The 18025-nt window shown below is 58.2% G+C and carries 19 protein-coding genes; 3 read left to right on the forward strand and 16 right to left on the reverse strand.

Translation table 11 applies throughout. The annotated features are described in order from the left end of the window. Nucleotides 1-92 precede the first annotated feature (92 nt). Nucleotides 93-1442 carry an oxygen-independent coproporphyrinogen III oxidase gene (hemN, locus tag RXV90_RS01755; RefSeq protein ID WP_316646513.1) on the forward strand — a complete coding sequence of 450 codons (1350 nt, stop codon included), beginning with the start codon at nt 93-95 and terminating at the stop codon, nt 1440-1442. A gap of 230 nt (nt 1443-1672) precedes the next feature. On the opposite strand, the gene phoU is transcribed toward hemN, so the two are convergent. From phoU to RXV90_RS01810, 11 genes are all read right to left on the reverse strand, one after another. Continuing rightward, nucleotides 1673-2398 carry a phosphate signaling complex protein PhoU gene (gene phoU, locus RXV90_RS01760; RefSeq protein ID WP_316646514.1) on the reverse strand — a complete coding sequence of 242 codons (726 nt, stop codon included), beginning with the start codon at nt 2396-2398 and terminating at the stop codon, nt 1673-1675. 10 nt (nt 2399-2408) lie between these two features. Continuing rightward, the gene (gene pstB, locus RXV90_RS01765; protein WP_316646766.1) at nt 2409-3170 is read right to left on the reverse strand and encodes a phosphate ABC transporter ATP-binding protein PstB; all 762 of its coding nucleotides are present in this window, start codon (nt 3168-3170) and stop codon (nt 2409-2411) included. 306 nt (nt 3171-3476) lie between these two features. Continuing rightward, nucleotides 3477-4619, reverse strand: a complete 1143-nt coding sequence (locus RXV90_RS01770) for a M56 family metallopeptidase (RefSeq protein ID WP_316646515.1) — start codon at nt 4617-4619, stop codon at nt 3477-3479. After that, the gene (locus tag RXV90_RS01775) at nt 4606-5007 is read right to left on the reverse strand and encodes a BlaI/MecI/CopY family transcriptional regulator (RefSeq protein WP_316646516.1); all 402 of its coding nucleotides are present in this window, start codon (nt 5005-5007) and stop codon (nt 4606-4608) included. Before RXV90_RS01775 ends, RXV90_RS01770 begins: the two co-directional genes overlap by 14 nt. Before the next feature lie 37 nt (nt 5008-5044). Continuing rightward, entirely contained in the window at nt 5045-5446 is a 402-nt protein-coding gene (locus tag RXV90_RS01780) for a DUF2160 domain-containing protein (RefSeq protein ID WP_316646517.1), read from the reverse strand. Nucleotides 5447-5450: 4 nt separating this feature from the next. Continuing rightward, entirely contained in the window at nt 5451-6248 is a 798-nt protein-coding gene (locus RXV90_RS01785) for a carbohydrate ABC transporter permease (RefSeq protein ID WP_316646518.1), read from the reverse strand. Next, nucleotides 6245-7108, reverse strand: a complete 864-nt coding sequence (locus RXV90_RS01790; protein WP_316646519.1) for a carbohydrate ABC transporter permease — start codon at nt 7106-7108, stop codon at nt 6245-6247. Before RXV90_RS01790 ends, RXV90_RS01785 begins: the two co-directional genes overlap by 4 nt. Next, on the reverse strand, nt 7105-8178 hold the full coding sequence (locus RXV90_RS01795) for an ABC transporter ATP-binding protein (protein ID WP_316646520.1): 1074 nt from the start codon (nt 8176-8178) through the stop codon (nt 7105-7107). The genes RXV90_RS01790 and RXV90_RS01795 overlap by 4 nt, the downstream gene beginning before the upstream one ends. Nucleotide 8179: 1 nt before the next feature. Next, nucleotides 8180-9241 (reverse strand): ABC transporter ATP-binding protein, encoded by a 1062-nt coding sequence (locus RXV90_RS01800; protein WP_316646521.1) that lies wholly within the window; start codon nt 9239-9241, stop codon nt 8180-8182. Between the two features lie 101 nt (nt 9242-9342). Continuing rightward, nucleotides 9343-11079, reverse strand: coding sequence for an ABC transporter substrate-binding protein (locus tag RXV90_RS01805; RefSeq protein WP_316646522.1), 1737 nt, complete (start codon nt 11077-11079; stop codon nt 9343-9345). Between the two features lie 104 nt (nt 11080-11183). Continuing rightward, entirely contained in the window at nt 11184-12215 is a 1032-nt protein-coding gene (locus RXV90_RS01810) for a Gfo/Idh/MocA family protein (protein ID WP_316646523.1), read from the reverse strand. 113 nt (nt 12216-12328) lie between these two features. Between RXV90_RS01810 and RXV90_RS01815 the strand changes: the two genes are divergently transcribed. Together RXV90_RS01815 and RXV90_RS01820 are read left to right on the forward strand one after the other, a co-directional pair. Next, nucleotides 12329-13072, forward strand: coding sequence for a sulfite exporter TauE/SafE family protein (locus RXV90_RS01815; protein ID WP_316646524.1), 744 nt, complete (start codon nt 12329-12331; stop codon nt 13070-13072). A 496-nt stretch (nt 13073-13568) separates the two neighbouring features. Further along, a complete protein-coding gene (locus tag RXV90_RS01820) occupies nt 13569-13892 on the forward strand; it encodes a TfoX/Sxy family DNA transformation protein (protein WP_316646525.1) in 324 nt (107 codons plus the stop codon). 234 nt (nt 13893-14126) lie between these two features. Here RXV90_RS01820 and RXV90_RS01825 read toward each other — a convergent pair whose 3' ends face one another. From RXV90_RS01825 to rpoD, 5 genes are all read right to left on the reverse strand, one after another. After that, nucleotides 14127-14600, reverse strand: a complete 474-nt coding sequence (locus tag RXV90_RS01825; protein ID WP_316646526.1) for a glycosyltransferase — start codon at nt 14598-14600, stop codon at nt 14127-14129. Then, nucleotides 14597-15061: a UDP-N-acetylglucosamine--LPS N-acetylglucosamine transferase gene (locus tag RXV90_RS01830; RefSeq protein ID WP_316646527.1), complete on the reverse strand. Its 465-nt coding sequence runs from the start codon at nt 15059-15061 to the stop codon at nt 14597-14599. Before RXV90_RS01830 ends, RXV90_RS01825 begins: the two co-directional genes overlap by 4 nt. 13 nt (nt 15062-15074) lie before the next feature. Then, on the reverse strand, nt 15075-15350 hold the full coding sequence (locus RXV90_RS01835) for an HlyU family transcriptional regulator (protein ID WP_316646528.1): 276 nt from the start codon (nt 15348-15350) through the stop codon (nt 15075-15077). Nucleotides 15351-15481: 131 nt separating this feature from the next. After that, nucleotides 15482-15937 carry a macro domain-containing protein gene (locus RXV90_RS01840; RefSeq protein WP_316646530.1) on the reverse strand — a complete coding sequence of 152 codons (456 nt, stop codon included), beginning with the start codon at nt 15935-15937 and terminating at the stop codon, nt 15482-15484. Continuing rightward, nucleotides 15934-17922, reverse strand: coding sequence for an RNA polymerase sigma factor RpoD (gene rpoD, locus RXV90_RS01845; RefSeq protein WP_316646531.1), 1989 nt, complete (start codon nt 17920-17922; stop codon nt 15934-15936). Before rpoD ends, RXV90_RS01840 begins: the two co-directional genes overlap by 4 nt. Between the last annotated feature and the right edge of the window lie 103 nt (nt 17923-18025).

Below are 18025 nucleotides of genomic sequence, written 5' to 3' on the forward strand. Positions count from 1 at the left end.
CACCGAAGAAAGTTTGATCCGCATCAAGGGCGTCTCCGCTGGTTCAGGGCAGGATTAAGGAACCTGAACGTCCTGTCCCGCGAGGCCTGTCGATGGATCCCGTCGTTGAACGCTATGCCAGCATTGCAACTCCGCGATACACGAGCTACCCGACGGCGCCTCAGTTTCAGAGGGGTTTCTCAGAGGATGTCTACCAGGGCTGGCTCAAGAAGCTGAACCCCGATGCTCCCATCTCGCTTTACATTCACGTGCCGTTCTGCCGGCAGATGTGCTGGTATTGCGGATGCAACATGAAGCTGGTGAAGCGCGAAGGCCCGCTGAAGGCCTATGTAGAAGGGTTGCTTGCCGAAATTGCCCTGCTTGCCAATGCACTGCCGGCACGGATGTCGGTGGCACATCTGCACTGGGGTGGCGGCACACCGACTGCGCTTGCACCAGACGATCTAGAACGGGTGATGACAGCAGTGCGTGCGGCGTTCGACCTCCTGCCGGACGCGGAAATCGCAATCGAGAGCGACCCGCGCACTCTGACACCGAATATGATCCAACGGCTCGCTGCACTGGGATTCACCCGGGCAAGTTTCGGGGTTCAGGAGTTCGACCCGGAGGTACAGCGAGCGATAAACCGGATCCAGCCGCCGGAGATGGTGGCAGAGACTGTGGATCTGTTCCGCCGCAATGGTATCGATGCAATAAACTTCGATCTGATCTATGGATTGCCCTATCAGACGACTGCCAAGCTACTCGATACGATCAGGCTAGTTTCGGAAATGGCACCAGACCGTATAGCGCTGTTCGGATACGCACATGTGCCTTGGGTGGCGAAGAACCAGCGTATGATTCCGGAGTCGGCGCTACCCGCTCCGCGCGAGCGCGCCGAACAAGCAAACTGCGCAGCCCTCGCAATCGTTGATGCCGGGTATGAAGCCATCGGCATCGATCATTTCGCAAAACCCCATGACGGGCTTTCCGTTGCAAAGCGTTCAGGAAGACTGCGCCGGAACTTCCAAGGCTACACCGATGATGCTTCGGACACGCTTCTGGGTGTCGGAGCAACGTCGATCGGGCGGACACCGATGGGGTTCATACAGAACCAGCCGGAAACCGGTGCTTGGGCGAGAGCGATTGAAGCTGGCGAATTGCCCGTGGCGAAGGGGCTTCAGTTGCAAGGAGAAGATACCCTGCGCGCTGCAGTGATCGAACGCATCATGTGTGATGGGGCAGCCGACCCCGACGCATTAGGACGCAACTTCGGTGCACGTCCCGGCTGGTGGGCCGATGCAGCCGAGCGGCTTGAAGACCTTGCCGCTGACGGGCTCGTCCAAGTTGGTGACTCCGGGATCACTCTGACGAAACGGGGGGCTCCGCTTGCGCGTGTGGTGGCTGCGGCCTTCGATAGCTATCTGCCCGCCGGAACAGCAAGGCATTCAGCCGCTCTTTGAGCCATCCTGATTGTCAAATTTCCGGGCCCTGCCCCGGTGAATAGCCCGAACCGCGCACGGTTCGAAGCGGATCTGTTCCACCGCCCCGTAATCCGCAATCAAGAGCAGAGCCTCTACTCCTGCTTCCGCCTGAGCTACGCCGCCCCCTTCAGCCTCAAGCTTGTAAGCAAGCACCTCGCGTCGCCCCCGCTCATCCTAGACCACAAGCACGAGAGGGCGATCAGCCTGCATTATGGGATCTTGTCGATCGAAGGATTGGCGAATGATGTCCTGTCCCCCTTCGGTCGGGCATCATCGGGCATCTCTCCCGTAACGAGGTAGATTACCTGATCAGCGATCGAAGTGACGTGATCGCCTACCCGCTCAAGGTTCTTTGCTATGAAATGCAGGTGCATGCAGGAGGTGATATAGCGCGGGTCCTCCATCATGAAGGTCAGGAACTCACGGAAGAGCGCATTGTACATCTGGTCGACCTCGTGATCACGCTGGCGTACGTCCTCGGCGAGATCGGCATCGCGTTGGATGTAAGCATCGAGGACATCCTTCAGCATGAGTTCTACTTCGCGCGCCATCCTTCGGATCGAGGTTGCCGTCCCCTGCGGCGGGCGCATCTGGACAAGTACACTCGTTCGTTTGGCAAGGTTCTTCGCATAATCCCCACAGCGTTCGAGGTTCCCCGAGATCTTGATAACCGTCAGAACCGTTCTCAGATCCGACGCCGTTGGCGCGCGTAGCGCAATCACGCGCGCGGCTTCTTCGTTCACGAGTTCTTCGAGCGCGTCGATCTCCATGTCGTTTTGGCGGACCGTAGCTGCGAGTTCTTCGTCATTGGTTTCGAGCGCTTTGGCGGCGTCTAGAAGGCCAGCCTCCACAAGGCCACCCATTTTCATAATCATTGCCTGGATCGCTTCGAGATCGCGGTCGAATGCAGATGATATGTGCTGACTGTCATTCATCGTATCGCTCCTAGCCGATCCGACCGGTAATATAGGATTCAGTCCGCGGATCGTCCGGGTTAGTGAAGATATGGCCGGTTTCCCCATATTCCACGAGGTGGCCCAAGTGGAAAAAAGCCGTCTTCTGACTGACCCGTGCGGCCTGTTGCATCGAATGTGTAACAATCACCAAAGAGTAGCTTTGCTTCAACTCGTCGATTAGTTCCTCGATCTGTGCTGTCGCGATCGGATCAAGCGCAGAACAGGGTTCATCCATAAGGAGAACCTCAGGTTCCGTTGCGACAGCGCGCGCAATGCAAAGCCGTTGTTGCTGCCCACCTGAGAGCCCGGTTCCCGGGGCATCGAGCCTGTCTTTCACTTCGTTCCAAAGTGCACCGCGCCGAAGTGACCGCTCTACTATCTGGTCGAGTTCAGTTTTGTTCTTCGCAAGTCCATGGATTTTCGGACCGTAGGCAACATTGTCATAGATCGATTTCGGAAAGGGGTTTGGCTTCTGAAATACCATGCCAACCTTGGCCCGAAGCTGAACCGGATCCACTCGTCTGTCATAGATATCCTCACCGTCGAGGCGAATGTCGCCGTTCACCCGGGCGATTGGGATCACGTCGTTCATGCGATTCAGGCAGCGGAGGAAGGTTGATTTCCCGCATCCGGAGGGCCCGATGAACGCGGTAACCGTCTTGTCCTGAATATCGACGTCTACATCCTTGATGGCGTGCGTGGCGCCATAATAGACGTTGACACCCCGCGCGCTGAACTTGATTTCCGTCATACCTTCGGTGCCTCCTTCGACCGATCCTGAAACATCCGTTAGAGTGAATTCCAAGCAGTCGCGTTCGTACCGGCGGCAGAGCTTGATCGCCAGCGGAAACATGGTCTCAGGCCAGCCACGAAAACGAACGGGCTCATCTGGGTGAAAGCAGGTAGTAGGAAGTTCCTAGCAATGGCCGCAGACGGAAGATCATGGGACCATCTTGGCAGCTGTCCTATGCGCCGAGCTGCAAATTGCCCGGCATGCACATCGATAGTGCACCGCCAGTGGCAAGTCGGCTCTGCAATCGCACTTTCCTCGGAGAACTCAGAACCCGTCGAGGCTCAACCCCGAATTTGCTCGGATTTCCATCCGCTCGAGGTTGACGACGGTGGAGAGCATCAGCCGATCGTGGCTCCAATCCCCGTGCCTCTGGATCGCAGTTGCGCCTATCGCAACAATGAATCCCGCAACTACGAGCACCGGCCAAAACAGGCACCGATCCGTTGCCCCGCCAGACCGGGCCGCAACGATCGAGGTCATTCGGCGAACGAGAGTGGCCTGATTGCGGCGACCCGCCTTGGCGCCTCCGATATCAAGAAATGGTACACGAGGCGCAAGCGAGCCCGTTTTCTGCCGCTCTGTGATCGCCTGTCTGCAGACGGACAATAGGCAGTCGGCATATGCCCGCGGTGTAATCACGCGCCGCTCCAGAACAGCCGAGTCACATGCCAGTTCCCGCAAGACCTCTAACTGATGCTTCCACGCGAAGTACACCGGGTTCCAGAAGAATAACGGGCGCGATATAACAAGAAATACTTCCCATTCGGTATCACCTCGCCGCATGTGCTGTAGTTCGTGAGCGAGGGCGATCTTCAACGTTTCCGGCTGTGCGAGATAGCTCGACGGGATCACGATATGCCGCCGGATCAATCCCCTCGTGGAGAACGGAACACGAGCCCGATCGCTCAATCGAAGATCAACACGTCCGAAGCGCCGCCAGACAAAGCTTGTCCGGATCAATTGACGGAGCCTGATCACCTCGGCAAGAACGCCGGCCAAGCTGATCGCAAAGCACAATCCAAACAAGGCGACACCTACCTGCACATATGTGCCATTCAGATAGACGACATCCTCGACGAATGAGCGACGAATTCCGATGAGGCTCTCGAACTCCACAGCATTCATCTGCAAGTGCCCGTCGAGGAACTGCGCAACGGCGAAATCCGTTGCATTTAGCGGCACGCCGGGAAAGAGCCGCGATCCGACCATTGTGAAACCATAAGCCAGTAATGGACTGGCAATCGCGGCTGCGAGCATGCCTTCGGTCAGGCGCAGGTGCAGAAGGTGCGCGTCACCATGACCAAGCCGACGTATTCCCCAGCGGAACAGGCAGAGGACCGCAAAGGCCGCGGTCAGAATTATGTTCGCGTCGATATACGCTTCGACAAACGCACTAATCTGAGGCATCCCGTAACCTCCTGTCGATCAGCGCCCGAATCTCCTCAAGAGTTTCTTGCGACAATCCTGCATCGTCGACGAGCCTCGCGACAAGACTTTCCGGCGTATTGTCGAAAAGTTTGGCTGAAAGATTCTTCAGAGATCGCGTCTGATAGATGTCCTTCGCGAGGGTCGGCCTGTAGATCAACGTCTTGCCGTCCTTCTCACTCGATACAAAACCCTTTTTTTCCAGTATCCGCATGATGGTTGCGGCCGAGGTGTAGGCGAGCGCGCGCTCCGGCGCGAGATTTGCCAGCACATCCCGCACACTGCCAGAGCCCAACTCCCACAGCGCCGTCATGAACTCCAGTTCAACATCGGTCAAAAGGCCTGTCGGGCGTGTTCGTCTCTGGTTCATCTGCCCCGCCAATCCCTGCGCCGCGTCATCATCCGGTTCACACCTTCCAAAAGCAGAATATTCCCCACGCAATGGCAAGACCAAGTGGTGCCCATAGCGGCATGCCGAAGAAAAACATCCAACCGAGAAAGATGTAGACTGACCCGAGAAGCGATATGAAAAGGCGGTCGCCTCGCGTCGTGACGAGGCCGAGGGCACCACGGCGTTCGTCGCCGCCGGGCCTCCGGATCTCAAGCACCGTTATGACAGCCATTGCGGAAAAAATCCCCACAAATACCGCCAGTGTCGCCGGCGTCCACGCCATCCAGAAGTCTGGCCAGAGCGGTGCTGTCCATGAAAAGCCCTTTTCCTCCTGCTGTCCAACGTTGCCCCAACCGGCTTGCTGGGCCGCCGATATGGAGGGTGACAGGAACGCAAGCAAGAAAAGCCATAGGCGCATCACTTCAGACCCTCCCAAGAGCGAAGCCGCGTGCGATGTAATTCCGCACGAAGTAAATCACGATCGCACCCGGAATGATCGTAAGCGTCCCGGCTGCAGCCAGAAGACCCAGTTCGTAGCCCGCACTCGAAGCCGTACGAGTCATCACAGCAGCGATTGGTTTGGCCTCAACTGCCGTCAGCGTCTTGGCCAGAAGCATCTCGACCCACGAAAACATGAAGCAGAAGAAGGCGGCCACTCCAACGCCCGCCTTGATGTTCGGCAGGAAGATCTTCATGAAAAAGCGAGGGAACGAATAGCCATCGACGTAAGCCGTTTCATCGAGTTCCTTGGGGATCCCGCGCATAAACCCTTCAAGGATCCACACAGCCAGCGGCACGTTGAAAAGCGTATGCGCCAGTGCCACCGCCAGATGCGTATCGAAGAGGCCGATCGACGAATAGAGCTGAAAGAAAGGCAGAGCGAAGACCGCCGCCGGTGCCATGCGGTTCGTCAAGAGCCAGAAGAAAAGCTGTTTGTCCCCAAGGAAACGGTACCGCGAAAACGCGTATGCTGCCGGCAATGCCACTGCAACAGAGAGCACAGTGTTGATCGACACGTAGAGGATCGAATGGACGTAGCCCATGTACCAGGTCGGATCAGTCAGGATCGCGACGTAGCTGTCCACCGTAAAGGATTGAGGAAAGAGGCTGAAGCCAGAGAGAATCTCGTTCGTGGTCTTGAAGCTCATCGAGACCAGCCAGTAGATCGGTAGCATCAGGAAGACGATATAGAGAATGGGAATGAGGCTACGCTTTCTCATCTCGGGTCATCCTTCGTCATCACGGTGTAGAAGATCCAACTCACCAGAAGCGTGATCGCGAAATAGATCAGGCTCATCGCCGCCGCCGGCCCGAGATCGAACTGCCCGAGTGCAATCTTCACGAGGTCGATTGACAGAAGTGTCGTCGAGTTGCCCGGCCCGCCGCCCGTCAGCACGAAGGGCTCGGTGTAAATGTTGAAGCTGTCCATGAAACGAAGAAGAACCGCGATCGTCAGCACAGTCTTCATTTTCGGGAGCTGAATGTAGCGGAAGACACTCCATGGACTTGCGCCGTCGATCTTCGCCGCCTGGTAATACGCGTCGGGGATCGAAACGAGACCAGCATAGCAAAGCAGAACGACGAGCGACGTCCAGTGCCAGACATCCATAACGACGATCGTGATCCAGGCTGCGACCGGATCCTGCGTCATGTCATAGTTGATGCCGAGGACATCGTTCATGAAATAGCCCAGCATGCCGATTTTCGGCAGGGCAAAGATGTTCCACATCGCGCCCACGACATTCCACGGGATCAGCATCGGCAGGGCCATCAGGACGAGGCAGACAGAGACCCATGGGCCCTTGCGTGGCATGGATAGGGCGATGACGATGCCCAGCGGCACCTCGATCGCGAGAATCATTGCTGTGAACAGAAACTGCCGACCAAGCGCTGCCTGGAACCGTTCCGATTGTAGGATCTGCTGGAACCAGTCGAGCCCCTGCCAGAAGAAGAGGTTGTCCCCGAATGTCTCCTGCACCGAGTAGTTGACCACAGTCATCATCGGCACGAGGGCATTGAACGCGACGAGGATCAGAACCGGCAGGACAAAGAACCATGCCTTCTGGTTTTCCACTCTCATGAGCTCGCCTCCGTCACAATCCACCCGTCACGATAGGCGCGGGTCATGTCGCGCCGGAAGGCAAGATGCACTTCCGCTCCCTGTTCAGGCACCATGCCTTCGATCTTGGCCTTGACCGGCAGATCGCCGACATGCACTTCGACAATGCTGTGTCGGCCGACATCCGAAACATTGGCGACCCGTCCGGGCATCCCCGAGCCGGCAAGGCTAACGAACTCCGGCCGGATCCCGATCTGTACCGTGCCGTTCGGTCCCTGCACCGGTCCTTCCAGTTCCACGCGTTCGCCGTTCAGGAAGGCACCGCCATCGCGCAATTCGCCGGGAAGGATGTTCATGCCCGGAGACCCGATGAAATGGCCGACGAAGGTGTGTGCCGGCCGCTCGAACAGTTCGACTGGCGTTCCGATCTGCACTACTTCGCCAAGCTGCATGACCACCACCTTGTCGGCGAAGGTGAGAGCTTCGGTCTGGTCGTGTGTGACGTAGATCATCGTGGCCCGCACGCGCTGATGCAGTTCCTTCAGTTTTGAGCGCAGCTTCCACTTCAAATGTGGATCGATCACCGTAAGTGGCTCATCAAACATCACGACGTTCACGTCATCGCGCACGAGACCGCGACCCATGGAGATCTTTTGCTTGTTGTCCGGGCTGAGGTTTGACGCCCGGGTATCAAGCATCTCCGTCACCTCAAGCATTTCCGCGATCTCGCGCACGCGCGCTTCGATCCTGTCCTGCGCGACACCCCGATTTTTTAAAGGAAAGGCCAGGTTCTGGCGCACTGTCATTGTGTCGTAGATGACCGGAAACTGGAAAACCTGAGCGATATTGCGTTGGTCGGGAGGAAGATCCGTAACATCTGTATCACCGAAAAGAACTCGGCCCTCGGACGGTACAAGAAGGCCCGAGATGATATTGAGGAGCGTCGACTTTCCGCAGCCCGACGGGCCGAGAAGTGCATAGGCCCCGCCATCTTCCCACGTCACGTCGATTTCTTTCAACGCATAGTCGTCCAGCCCCGATGGTAGATCGAAGTAACTGTGGCGAAGTTTGGAAAGCGTGATCCTTGCCATGTCATGCCACCAGGTTGCCGTCTTCGCCAAAGACGAAGCACTTTGAAGGGTCCATGTAGAATTCGTGCGCCTCGCCAACTTTGTAGGGGTGCACACCTGGAGCCAGCGACACCCAGGCTTCGGTTCCAAGTTCGAAATGCGCGCTCGATTCCGAGCCAGACAGTTCGGTGACCATCACCTTACCCCTGAGCGGCACGTTCGCACTGTCTTCGAGGAATGGTAAAATGTGATGCGGCCGGATGGCGATGGTATAGCGCCCGTCTGGGAGAGCCGCCGCCGCGCCCGCGAGCGTCCAGTTTGCACCTGCATCCATACGCGCCTCGCTGCCCGTCTTAACAATCCCGGCGCTGTTGATTGGTGGATCCGAGAAAATCCGGGCGGCCGTCAGGTTTGCGGGCTTGCGGTAGATCTCGGCTGTCGTCCCGAATTGCGCAACGGAACCGTCATCCATCAGAGCCGTCTTTCCCCCAAGAAGCAGAGCTTCTTCGGGCTCAGACGTCGCATAAACAACGACGGCCCCCCTACCCTTGAAGAGCTCCGGCAATTGCTCTCGCAGTTCCTCTCTCAACTTGTAATCCAGGTTGGCCAGCGGCTCGTCCAGAAACACCGCCCGACTTTCCTTTGCGATCGCCCGTGCGAGTGCCGTTCTTTGTTGCTGACCACCCGACAGCTCGGATGGTTTGCGGTTAAGCATTGGGCGAAGCTGCAGAATATCTGCAGCTTCCTCGACCCGGCCCTGCACTTCGCTTTCGGTCATCCCGGCCACGCGCAAGGGGGAGGCGATGTTCTCAAAGACAGACATATGAGGGTAGTTGACGAAGAACTGGTGCACGAGGCTGATGTTGCGCTTCTGCGTGTCCAGCTTTGTCACGTCTTCCGCGTCGAATAGGATCTGCCCCGAGGCGGCGGGTTCGAGCCCCGCCATCAGCTTGATAAGCGAGGTCTTTCCGGCTCCGGTCGCACCCAGAAGTACGTTGAAGTGACCCGCTCCCAGCGTCAGCGTCGTGGGCTTGATATGTACGATCTGCCCAGACCGACGCGATATGTCCTTTAGCTCGATCATGTGTGTGCGCGTCCCGCTTCACCCTGCCCCGGTCTCCGCACGGCGGGGGACGGGACACGCGGGCCGGAGTAACCGACCCGCGCATGTATCTTACTGCCCGCTTACTGCTGCCAGCGCGCGACTAGTTCGTCGTAGTTGACGGTCTCGCCCTGCGGCTTTTCGTTGTCGAGCTTGGCTTTCGGCGAACCGGGCTGGCTGAGCCAGTATTCGGCGTCGCGCTCTTCGTTCAGCCTGGGACCACACCCGCCGTAGACATTGGCGGCTTCGTCCGCTGCCTGCATCCGGGCCATGGTGATGTCCATTTCGGCAGCGAGACGGTCCATCGCTTCCTGCGGAGTGAAGGCACCCGAGTTCACGTCACCGATTTGCTGCCACCAGATTTGGGCCAGCTTCGGATAATCGGGAACGTTGATACCCGTGGGCGACCACGCAACCCGATCCGGCGAACGGTAGAACTCGACGAGACCACCAAGCTTCGAAGCACGTTCGGAGAAGCTTTCGTGATTCACGGTGCTGTCACGGATGAAGGTAAGACCAACATGGCTCTTCTTCACGTCGACCGTCTTCGAGGTTACGAACTGAGCATAGAGCCATGCGGCCTGTGCACGATCCTCAGGCGTCGACTTGAGGAACGTCCACGAACCCACGTCCTGATAACCGACCTTCTGGCCTTCTTCCCAGTACGGACCATGCGGGCTCGGCGCCATCCGCCAGAGCGGGTTGCCATCGGCATCGACAGTGTTGTTGCCTTCCGATTGCGGCTTCACCATGTCGGCGGTGAAGGCGGTGTACCAGAAGATCTGCTGGGCCACATTGCCCTGGCTGAGTGCCGGAAGTGACTGGTAGAAGTCGTACGACGCCGCCCCCGGAGGTGCATAGTTGCGAAGCCACTCGTCCCACTTGCGGATCGCGTAGACAGCCGCAGGGCCGTTCGCAGCACCGCCGCGGGTTACCGACGCGCCGACGGGGTTACAGGTGCCCGCTTCCATGCGGATACCCCATTCATCGACGGGCACACCGTTCGGTTCGCCGACAGAGCCGGCCCCGGCCATCGAAAGCCAGGCATCGGTCATCCGCCAGCCAAGGTCAGGTGCTCGCTTGCCATAATCCATGTGTCCGTAGATGCGAACGCCATCGATTTCCTGCACGTCGTTTGTGAAGAATTCGGCGATGTCCTCATATGCCGACCAGTTGACCGGAACACCAAGGTCGTAGCCGTACTTCTCTTTGAATGCAGCCTGAAAATCTTCGCGGTCGAACCAGTCCTTGCGGAACCAGTAAAGGTTCGCGAACTGCTGATCGGGAAGCTGATAGAGCTTGCCATCAGGGCCGGTCGTGAACTGACTTCCCATGAAATCGTCCAGGTCGAGCGTCGGGCTCGTCGTTGCGGCCCAAGGCCCCGCCATCATATCGGAAAGCGGATACGCCAGTTGCAGTCGCGAATGCGTGCCGATGAGATCGGAGTCGTTGACGTAACCGTCGTAGAGGTTCCGCCCTGTCTGCATCTGCGTCTGAACCGCCTGTACAACCTCGCCTTCACCGAGGATCTGGTGGTTCACCTTGATCCCGGTGATTTCCTCGAAGGCCTTGGTCAGAACCTCGGACTCATAGCCGTGGGTCGGAATGCCTTCCGACAGCACGTTGATTTCCATTCCGGCATATGGCGCAGCCGCCTCGATGAACCACTGCATTTCCGACAACTGCTCTTCCTTCGAGAGCGTCGAGGGCTGGAACTCATTGTCGATCCAACGCTGTGCAGCGGCTTCGTCCGCGAACGCACTGCCGCTCGCCGCGATTACGGCACCAACCGCAACCGCGGACATAAGATACTTCCGCATCTTGTCCTCCCTGTTTCCGTCCGGGGACAACCCGGTTTTTTCGACCGGGCTTACCCGGCACCTTTATGTCAGCAAAGAACCGCCGTCGCTGTCAAACTAAAAAATTAGTAGATAAGATCGACGCCACGTCGCTCCTCTGCCGAATGTTTGATCGCCTCGATTACGCGCAGCGTTCGAAGACCCTCTTCCCCGCTCACGAGAGGAGATGCACGTCCCTCGATAACCTCTCTAAAATGCTGGATTTGCCGCACGAGAGGATCCTCAGAAACGACTTCGATCCGTCGGCCTTCCATCGGCTCCCACCATCCGCGCTTTCGGGGGTGAAGCCACAGCATCAGATCAGGGACAGATATCGATCCATGGGTGCCGCCAATGGCATAGGCCGATGTGTCGCACCTCGGATATGCCGGGTTTTCGCCCGATGTGAACTCCCAACTCCAGGGGGCCGAAACGGTGTCGGAAACAGAAAACGTTCCCAGGGCGCCACTCTCGAATTCGATGAGCACCGCCGCCGAGTCTTCGACGTCATGGCCGCGAGCGGTATTTGATTGGGCTGCGGTTACCCGAACGATTTCACCGCAGAGGTAGCGCAAAAGATCGATATCGTGGATCAGGTTTATGAAAATCGGGCCGGCGCCAGAACGCCGTCGCCAAGATGGGACAAAGTATTCCTCTGGTTTGTAGAGCCAGAATTGCCCATGCACCGCGACAATCCGTCCGATCGCTCCGCCGTCGATCGCATCCTTCACCGCCGCAATGATCGGATTGTGGCGCCGGTGATGGCCGACGAGGATCGGAACGCCGTTGTCCCGGGCCGCACGAACGACCTCAGCCCCAGACACAGAGCTATCGGTGATCGGCTTTTCGATCAGAATCGGGCACCCGGCCGAGATGGCCAGATGCGCATGGCTCGCGTGAAGTTGATTCGGGGTGGCAATCACAAGCCCATCTGGAGCACCCGCCGCGAAAAAAGTCGGGAGATCATCTGCCCAGGGAACATCCAGGTCTTCCGCAACGGCACGTGCCTCGGGCGCCGGATCGACTATGGCGGCTAGGTGGTCGTGGCGCGCGATCAGTCCGGCATGGCGGCGTCCAATCAGCCCGGCCCCGACAACCGCAATTCCCTTTCGCCTCATCCGCCCTCGCAATCAATTCGTCCACGCGCGTTTTCCTTGACGCGCCGTAACTCAATTGCTTTTCAGCGCCAGACGCAAGGCAGAGGCTCGCCTCGCGGGAAAGGCAGCGCCCAATGTCCGCTTCTGACATTCTGACCCTTGCGCTCGGTGCCGCACTTGGCGGCTTCGTCAACGGGCTGGCCGGCTTCGGAACCGCGCTTTTTGCGCTTGGGTTCTATCTAACCATTATGCCCCCGAAGCAGGCAGTGGCGGTGGTCGTCGTCTGCTCTGTAGTCGTGGGCGCCCAAGGCCTCTGGGTCGTCAGGCACGCGATCTTCGCGCGCCCCGCTCGGCTAATGCGGTTTCTGGTTCCCGGTCTCTTCGGCATCCCCCTCGGCCTGTGGATTCTATCGATGATCGAGCCCCGCGGGCTCAAGATCTTCATTGCTGCAATGCTCATCATCTACGGTGGGTATTTCAGTTTGAGGCGATCGCTACCCACCTTTGACCGCCCTACTCCCTTTGCGGACGCCGTCGTTGGTGCTCTGGGCGGAGTATTGGGAGGCGCAGCCGCTCTTTCCGGCGCGCTTCCGACGATCTGGTGCTCGATGCGGCCATGGCCCAAAGCGGAAACCCGTGCCGTCCTGCAGCCTTTCAACTTCGCGGTACTTCTGATCACTGCTGTTATGCTGGCACTCGACGGCGTCTACACGAGGCACACGCTCACCTTTGTAGCAGTTGCCCTGCCGTCAGCGATTCTCGCCGGACAGGTCGGCTTCGCCGTCTTTCGCGTTATCCCCGACCTCGCCTTCCGGCGCCTTCTGATCGTGCTTTGCCTTGTCTCGGGGACGATCTTGCTTTTGCGCGAGTTAATCTGAGCCGTCGCCCAATGATTGTTTCCGAAACAGTGCGTTGATGCCGTGAACTCGATCTGTTCAGGCATAGTTTACGAGTGAGGCATCGGTTCGAGGGGATGCCGCAAAAGCGTGCCGCACGAGGCACGCCGGCGCCCACAAACGACCACGAATGCGTGATCCCCTCTGTTTGTGGCGGTCGTACGCCAGACGTCTAATCGTGCGCCCGCCGTAAATGGCCCGACCGAGTGCTGTTTGCCGGGCCTGAGAGGAGACGTCATGGAGACGGACGAGTATCAGACTGGGGAAAATCTTCCGGAGGACCTGACTGGGGAGGAATCCGAGCCGCTAGGGCCCGAAAAGACGGAAGAATTCACTTTCACCGACTGGGCCTTGATTTAGGATCCAGACAAGAGGCCAGAACGAAAACCTCCGGGAGGCCTCCGGAACCCACAACATCTGCGTTGTACTGTACCGCACAGCTCTTTTCTTACCGGCCCGGCAGTTCTAGCTTGGTGAAATGGCCCGCATCTCGACCATTCGCAATCTTGGCCCCGCGATGGAAGATGCTTTCGCGCGCGCCGGAATAACCAGTGCCGAGGCACTGCGCGAATTGGGCACCGATGCCTCTTATGCACGCCTCCTCGCCAGTGGCAGTCGGCCACATTTCATCGCATATTATGTTATCGAAATGGGGCTCCAGGGGCGCCCTTGGAACGATTGTAGAGGCAAAGAAAAAGATAGCCTCCGCGCGCGGTTCGATGCACTTGTGGCGGAACACTATGACAAAGGCCTCGGTGATCTCGAGCGTGTGCTCGATGAGATCGGTGTCATTCGGACGTAGCTGCCACGTTCAGTATCCTGCGATTGCGAGCCGTATGGGCCCAAGAAGCAAGGGGGCTATCACGCCTACGGCAACCCCGGCGGCGACTCTTGGCGCGACAGAGCCCAAATGTGGTGACACAAGGCAAAGAAGCGCACAGACAGCGCCATAGTAAGCCAAAGAAAACAGATCCATGTTCAGTCTCACCGCTTTGGCAAAGTGTCAGAGTGTCCGTCTTCGTGGGTCAAGCCCGAACTATCTTTCCAGAAGAAAGTTACGCACGGCGGATACAAGTGGCTGCAACTCGGGACCGGGGCGGTCTTCTGCTGGCCTGAGCTCTGTTCTCCTGACAAGGGCCCCGATTTCATCGACCTCCCAGGCGACATAGATCCCCTCACGGCCGTCGAGCGCTTGTGCCGTGGCGAACTGATGATCGTTGCGATGTTCTCCTAACGAAAACCTCCGGGGTACTAGGATCAGCGGTTTGCCATAGCGGCGTGCCGACAGAACCGAGCCGACGCCTGCATGGGCCACCACCAAACGGGCTGCTTTGAACGTCGCTTCAAACTCCTCTGGCGACATGCGACCTCGCAGATCCAGATTCGGACGCTCAGCATCATCCGGGCCAACCTGAGCGACGACCGTTTCTTCAAGTTCGAAGGCGAGCCGGTCCATTTCCGCAATCAGCCGCGGGAACGGCAACTGCGTACCGGTGGTGACAAAAATCACAGGATGCGGCCTTCGTAGCTGACGCCCTCTGCCGCAGCGACCGCCGGCCATTGAGATAGCGTCTGTTGGGCAAGCCGTTTCGCGTGCCGGCCCGAGGCGCTCAGGGTTTCGCCATTCGCCACACTGTCGATCCAGAGAGTGCGCGCACCAACAAGTCTGCCGCAGGCTACGGCAATGAGACCCGGCAAGGCGCCGGTGGTGACAACGTGGCTGGGTCTGAGCCGCAGCATGAGCATCATCATCCTTGCTGCGCACCGGAGGGCAGCAACCGGCTCGTTCGCATTGCAGTCAGGAACAAGACTTGCAGGATCAGCTTCGTATTGTTCAGCAAGCCCGGGAAGCGTTGTCGCGTAGTGAACCGGTAACCCCTCCCAAGCCGCGCGCATTGCCATCAACTGTTGCCAATGTCCCCCGCCCGAGGCGATGGCGAGGACGCATCGCACCGCCTGCTTCTTCTTCAACAGAACCTCCGCATCAGTCGAAGACGCGCTCGCCCTGCTGGTCGATAACGGTCTTTGCCTTTCCGAGAGAGGCTTCGACGGCAGCGTCCAGGCTTTCGAGAGTGTCGGCGCGAATGAGCCGGTGAACTTTCACCTCTCCGCCAATCTCCTTCTCGATCCGCGCCGCGATACGGTAGCGCGATCCTTCCTTCATAGGATCGGGAAATATACTGAAATCCTTGTAGATTTCCGGTTTCCGCGGTTCGGGCTCGGACCCGCCGCCACCAAACAGCTTGGACAGTAAAGACATGGGAAAAGCCCCCGCAAAGGTGTGTTTCGGAAACCCTATCCTGCCCCCGCGCCAGCGTGAACCCCGAGGAAGCAAAAGCCGCTCCAGCGTGGCGCGGACTTCGAACAGATCCAGAGCGGGCGGCGTGTCACTTACGTACGCAATAAGATGAGTGTATGATCCAGTGCCTCCAGTGCTTCATCGATGATCACCTCAATGATGCTCCAGTCTTCTCCGGCCAACCCGGCCCCGATCATAGGATAACCGATGCGCGCGCCCGGAAACATCTCAGCGACCCGCTCAAAGCAGAGCCGAAGCGCATCATAGTCCACTTTCACTCCGCGGCCGCGATAGTCGAATTGGGTGTAAGCATTAACCACCGTCAGACGGTGGTCTTGAAGATCGACTTCCGCGATGCTTACAATCCCAAGTTTCGCGCGTTCCCCAAGCGGCGTTGCACGATCGACAGCAAGCGCTTGCGGAAAAGACGTGGCGATCGCCTTCGCAACCCCAGCACCCATAGTTCCGAAACAATTACAGCCATGGACCATCACATCGAACCGCCCAGCCTTGGCGAGTTCGATCAGATCGCCCTCAATCGTCTTCACTGATCCAGGAAGGACCTTAGCTTCCTGCTGCGGCTGGGGTGCTTTAGTTTCCTCAGCGCCTTCGCCTCGATCTGCCGGATGCGCTCGCGCGTCACGCTGAACTGCTGGCCAACTTCTTCAAGTGTGTGGTCAGTATTCATGCCGATCCCGAACCGCATCCGAAGCACGCGCTCTTCCCGTGGCGTCAACGATGCGAGCACACGTGTCGTCGTTTCCTTCAGGTTTTCCTGGATGGCGGAGTCGAGCGGCAAGACAGCGTTCTTGTCCTCGATGAAATCGCCAAGCTGGCTGTCTTCCTCGTCGCCAATGGGCGTTTCGAGCGAAATCGGCTCCTTGGCGATCTTCATCACCTTGCGTACCTTTTCAAGCGGCATCTGGAGCTTTTCGGCCAGTTCTTCCGGCGTAGGCTCTCGCCCGATTTCGTGCAGCATCTGGCGGCCCGTGCGGACAAGCTTGTTGATCGTCTCGATCATATGAACCGGGATGCGGATCGTGCGAGCCTGGTCGGCGATAGACCGGGTTATGGCCTGCCTGATCCACCATGTCGCATAGGTCGAGAACTTGTAACCGCGGCGATACTCGAACTTGTCGACCGCCTTCATCAGGCCAATATTGCCTTCCTGAATGAGATCAAGGAATTGCAAGCCGCGGTTCGTGTATTTCTTGGCGATCGAGATCACAAGACGCAGGTTCGCCTCGACCATTTCCTTCTTCGCCTGACGGGCTTCCTTTTCGCCCTTCTGCACCTGCGCGACAATCCGGCGGAATTCAGGAATATCGACGCCGACATACTGCCCGACCTGGGCCATTTCCGCGCGAAGCTCGGCCACCTTATCCGAAGAGCGTTCAACGAAGGCCTGCCAACCGCGACCGGATTTCTCGCCCATCCGATCTATCCAGGTCGGATCGAGTTCGGAGCCCCGATATGCATCAATGAACTCGCGACGGTTGATCCGCGCCTGGTCGGCCAGTTTCACCATCGCTCCGTCGATCGACATGATCCGGCGGTTAATGCCGTAAAGCTGGTCGATCAGCGCCTCGATCCGATTGTTGTGGAGGTGGAGTTCGTTCACTAATTCCACGATTTCGGTACGCGTCTTTTGATAGGTTGCTTCAGCCTTCTCACTGAACGAACCGTCCTCGTTCAGCGTCGCTGACATCCGGAGATCCTGCATCTCGGCAAGCTTGGCGTAGTCGGCCGCTATACGGTCGAGCGTCTCAAGGACACGCGGCTTAAGCGCTGCCTCCATGGCTGCGAGAGACATGTTGGCCTGATCGTCGTCGTCCTCGTCGTCATCCGACTTGATCGGATTGCCATCCGCATCGAGCTCGGGTTCGCTCTCGGCCTTCTTCTCACCCCCGCCGTCTTCGACGCTGAGGCCTCCCACGACATCTTCTTCCTCGTCATCCTCGCCCATTGACCGACCGAAGGTCGTCTCGAGATCAATCACATCGCGCAGGAGAATTTCTTCGTTCAGAAGTTCATCGCGCCAGATCGTGATGGCCTGGAAGGTCAGCGGGCTCTCGCAAAGCCCGAGGATCATCGTGTTTCGGCCGGCTTCGATACGCTTGGCGATCGCAATCTCGCCCTCGCGGCTCAGAAGTTCCACCGAGCCCATTTCGCGCAAATACATGCGCACCGGGTCATCGGTGCGGTCGAGCTTTTCCGTTTCGGTCTGCGCAACCGCGACTTCGCGGCCCGTTGACGCCTCGACGACCTCGCCGCCCTTCTTCTCTTCCTCTTCCTCGACCTCGTCGTCTTCGATGACGTTGATGCCCATCTCGCTCAGCATCGACATCACATCTTCGATCTGCTCTGACGACACCTGCTCAGGCGGAAGAACTTGATTGAGTTGGTCGTAGGTGATGTACCCCCGCTCGCGCGCCTCGGCGATCATCTTCTTGACCGCTGCCTGGCTCATGTCGAGCATTACATCGCCGTCACGGTCTTCCTGCTTGCTGTCGTCGGTATCTTTCGCAGCCATGCGTGGCAGCTCCTTGTGCTCGAAATCCGGGCGATTCGGATATTCCGAATCATTTAGAGCGAATCACTGATTCGCAACCCGTTTACCTCTAATTCTTTAGAAC

Source organism: Ovoidimarina sediminis (genome assembly GCF_032586175.1).
In the GTDB taxonomy this organism is placed as follows: domain Bacteria; phylum Pseudomonadota; class Alphaproteobacteria; order Rhodobacterales; family Rhodobacteraceae; genus Ovoidimarina; species Ovoidimarina sediminis.

Bases quoted from the DNA above. Each gene is read 5' to 3' on its own strand.
- RXV90_RS01795 (WP_316646520.1), bottom strand. From the start codon at position 8,178: ATGGCAAGGATCACGCTTTCCAAACTTCGCCACAGTTACTTCGATCTA.
- RXV90_RS01835 (WP_316646528.1), bottom strand. From the start codon at position 15,350: ATGTCTTTACTGTCCAAGCTGTTTGGTGGCGGCGGGTCCGAGCCCGAA.
- RXV90_RS01780 (WP_316646517.1), bottom strand. From the start codon at position 5,446: ATGCGCCTATGGCTTTTCTTGCTTGCGTTCCTGTCACCCTCCATATCG.
- RXV90_RS01805 (WP_316646522.1), bottom strand. From the start codon at position 11,079: ATGCGGAAGTATCTTATGTCCGCGGTTGCGGTTGGTGCCGTAATCGCG.
- RXV90_RS01775 (WP_316646516.1), bottom strand. From the start codon at position 5,007: ATGAACCAGAGACGAACACGCCCGACAGGCCTTTTGACCGATGTTGAA.
- pstB (WP_316646766.1), bottom strand. From the start codon at position 3,170: ATGACGGAAATCAAGTTCAGCGCGCGGGGTGTCAACGTCTATTATGGC.
- RXV90_RS01800 (WP_316646521.1), bottom strand. From the start codon at position 9,241: ATGATCGAGCTAAAGGACATATCGCGTCGGTCTGGGCAGATCGTACAT.
- rpoD (WP_316646531.1), bottom strand. From the start codon at position 17,922: ATGGCTGCGAAAGATACCGACGACAGCAAGCAGGAAGACCGTGACGGC.
- RXV90_RS01810 (WP_316646523.1), bottom strand. From the start codon at position 12,215: ATGAGGCGAAAGGGAATTGCGGTTGTCGGGGCCGGGCTGATTGGACGC.
- hemN (WP_316646513.1), top strand. From the start codon at position 93: ATGGATCCCGTCGTTGAACGCTATGCCAGCATTGCAACTCCGCGATAC.
- RXV90_RS01785 (WP_316646518.1), bottom strand. From the start codon at position 6,248: ATGAGAAAGCGTAGCCTCATTCCCATTCTCTATATCGTCTTCCTGATG.
- RXV90_RS01820 (WP_316646525.1), top strand. From the start codon at position 13,569: ATGGCCCGCATCTCGACCATTCGCAATCTTGGCCCCGCGATGGAAGAT.
- RXV90_RS01790 (WP_316646519.1), bottom strand. From the start codon at position 7,108: ATGAGAGTGGAAAACCAGAAGGCATGGTTCTTTGTCCTGCCGGTTCTG.
- RXV90_RS01770 (WP_316646515.1), bottom strand. From the start codon at position 4,619: ATGCCTCAGATTAGTGCGTTTGTCGAAGCGTATATCGACGCGAACATA.
- RXV90_RS01815 (WP_316646524.1), top strand. From the start codon at position 12,329: ATGTCCGCTTCTGACATTCTGACCCTTGCGCTCGGTGCCGCACTTGGC.
- phoU (WP_316646514.1), bottom strand. From the start codon at position 2,398: ATGAATGACAGTCAGCACATATCATCTGCATTCGACCGCGATCTCGAA.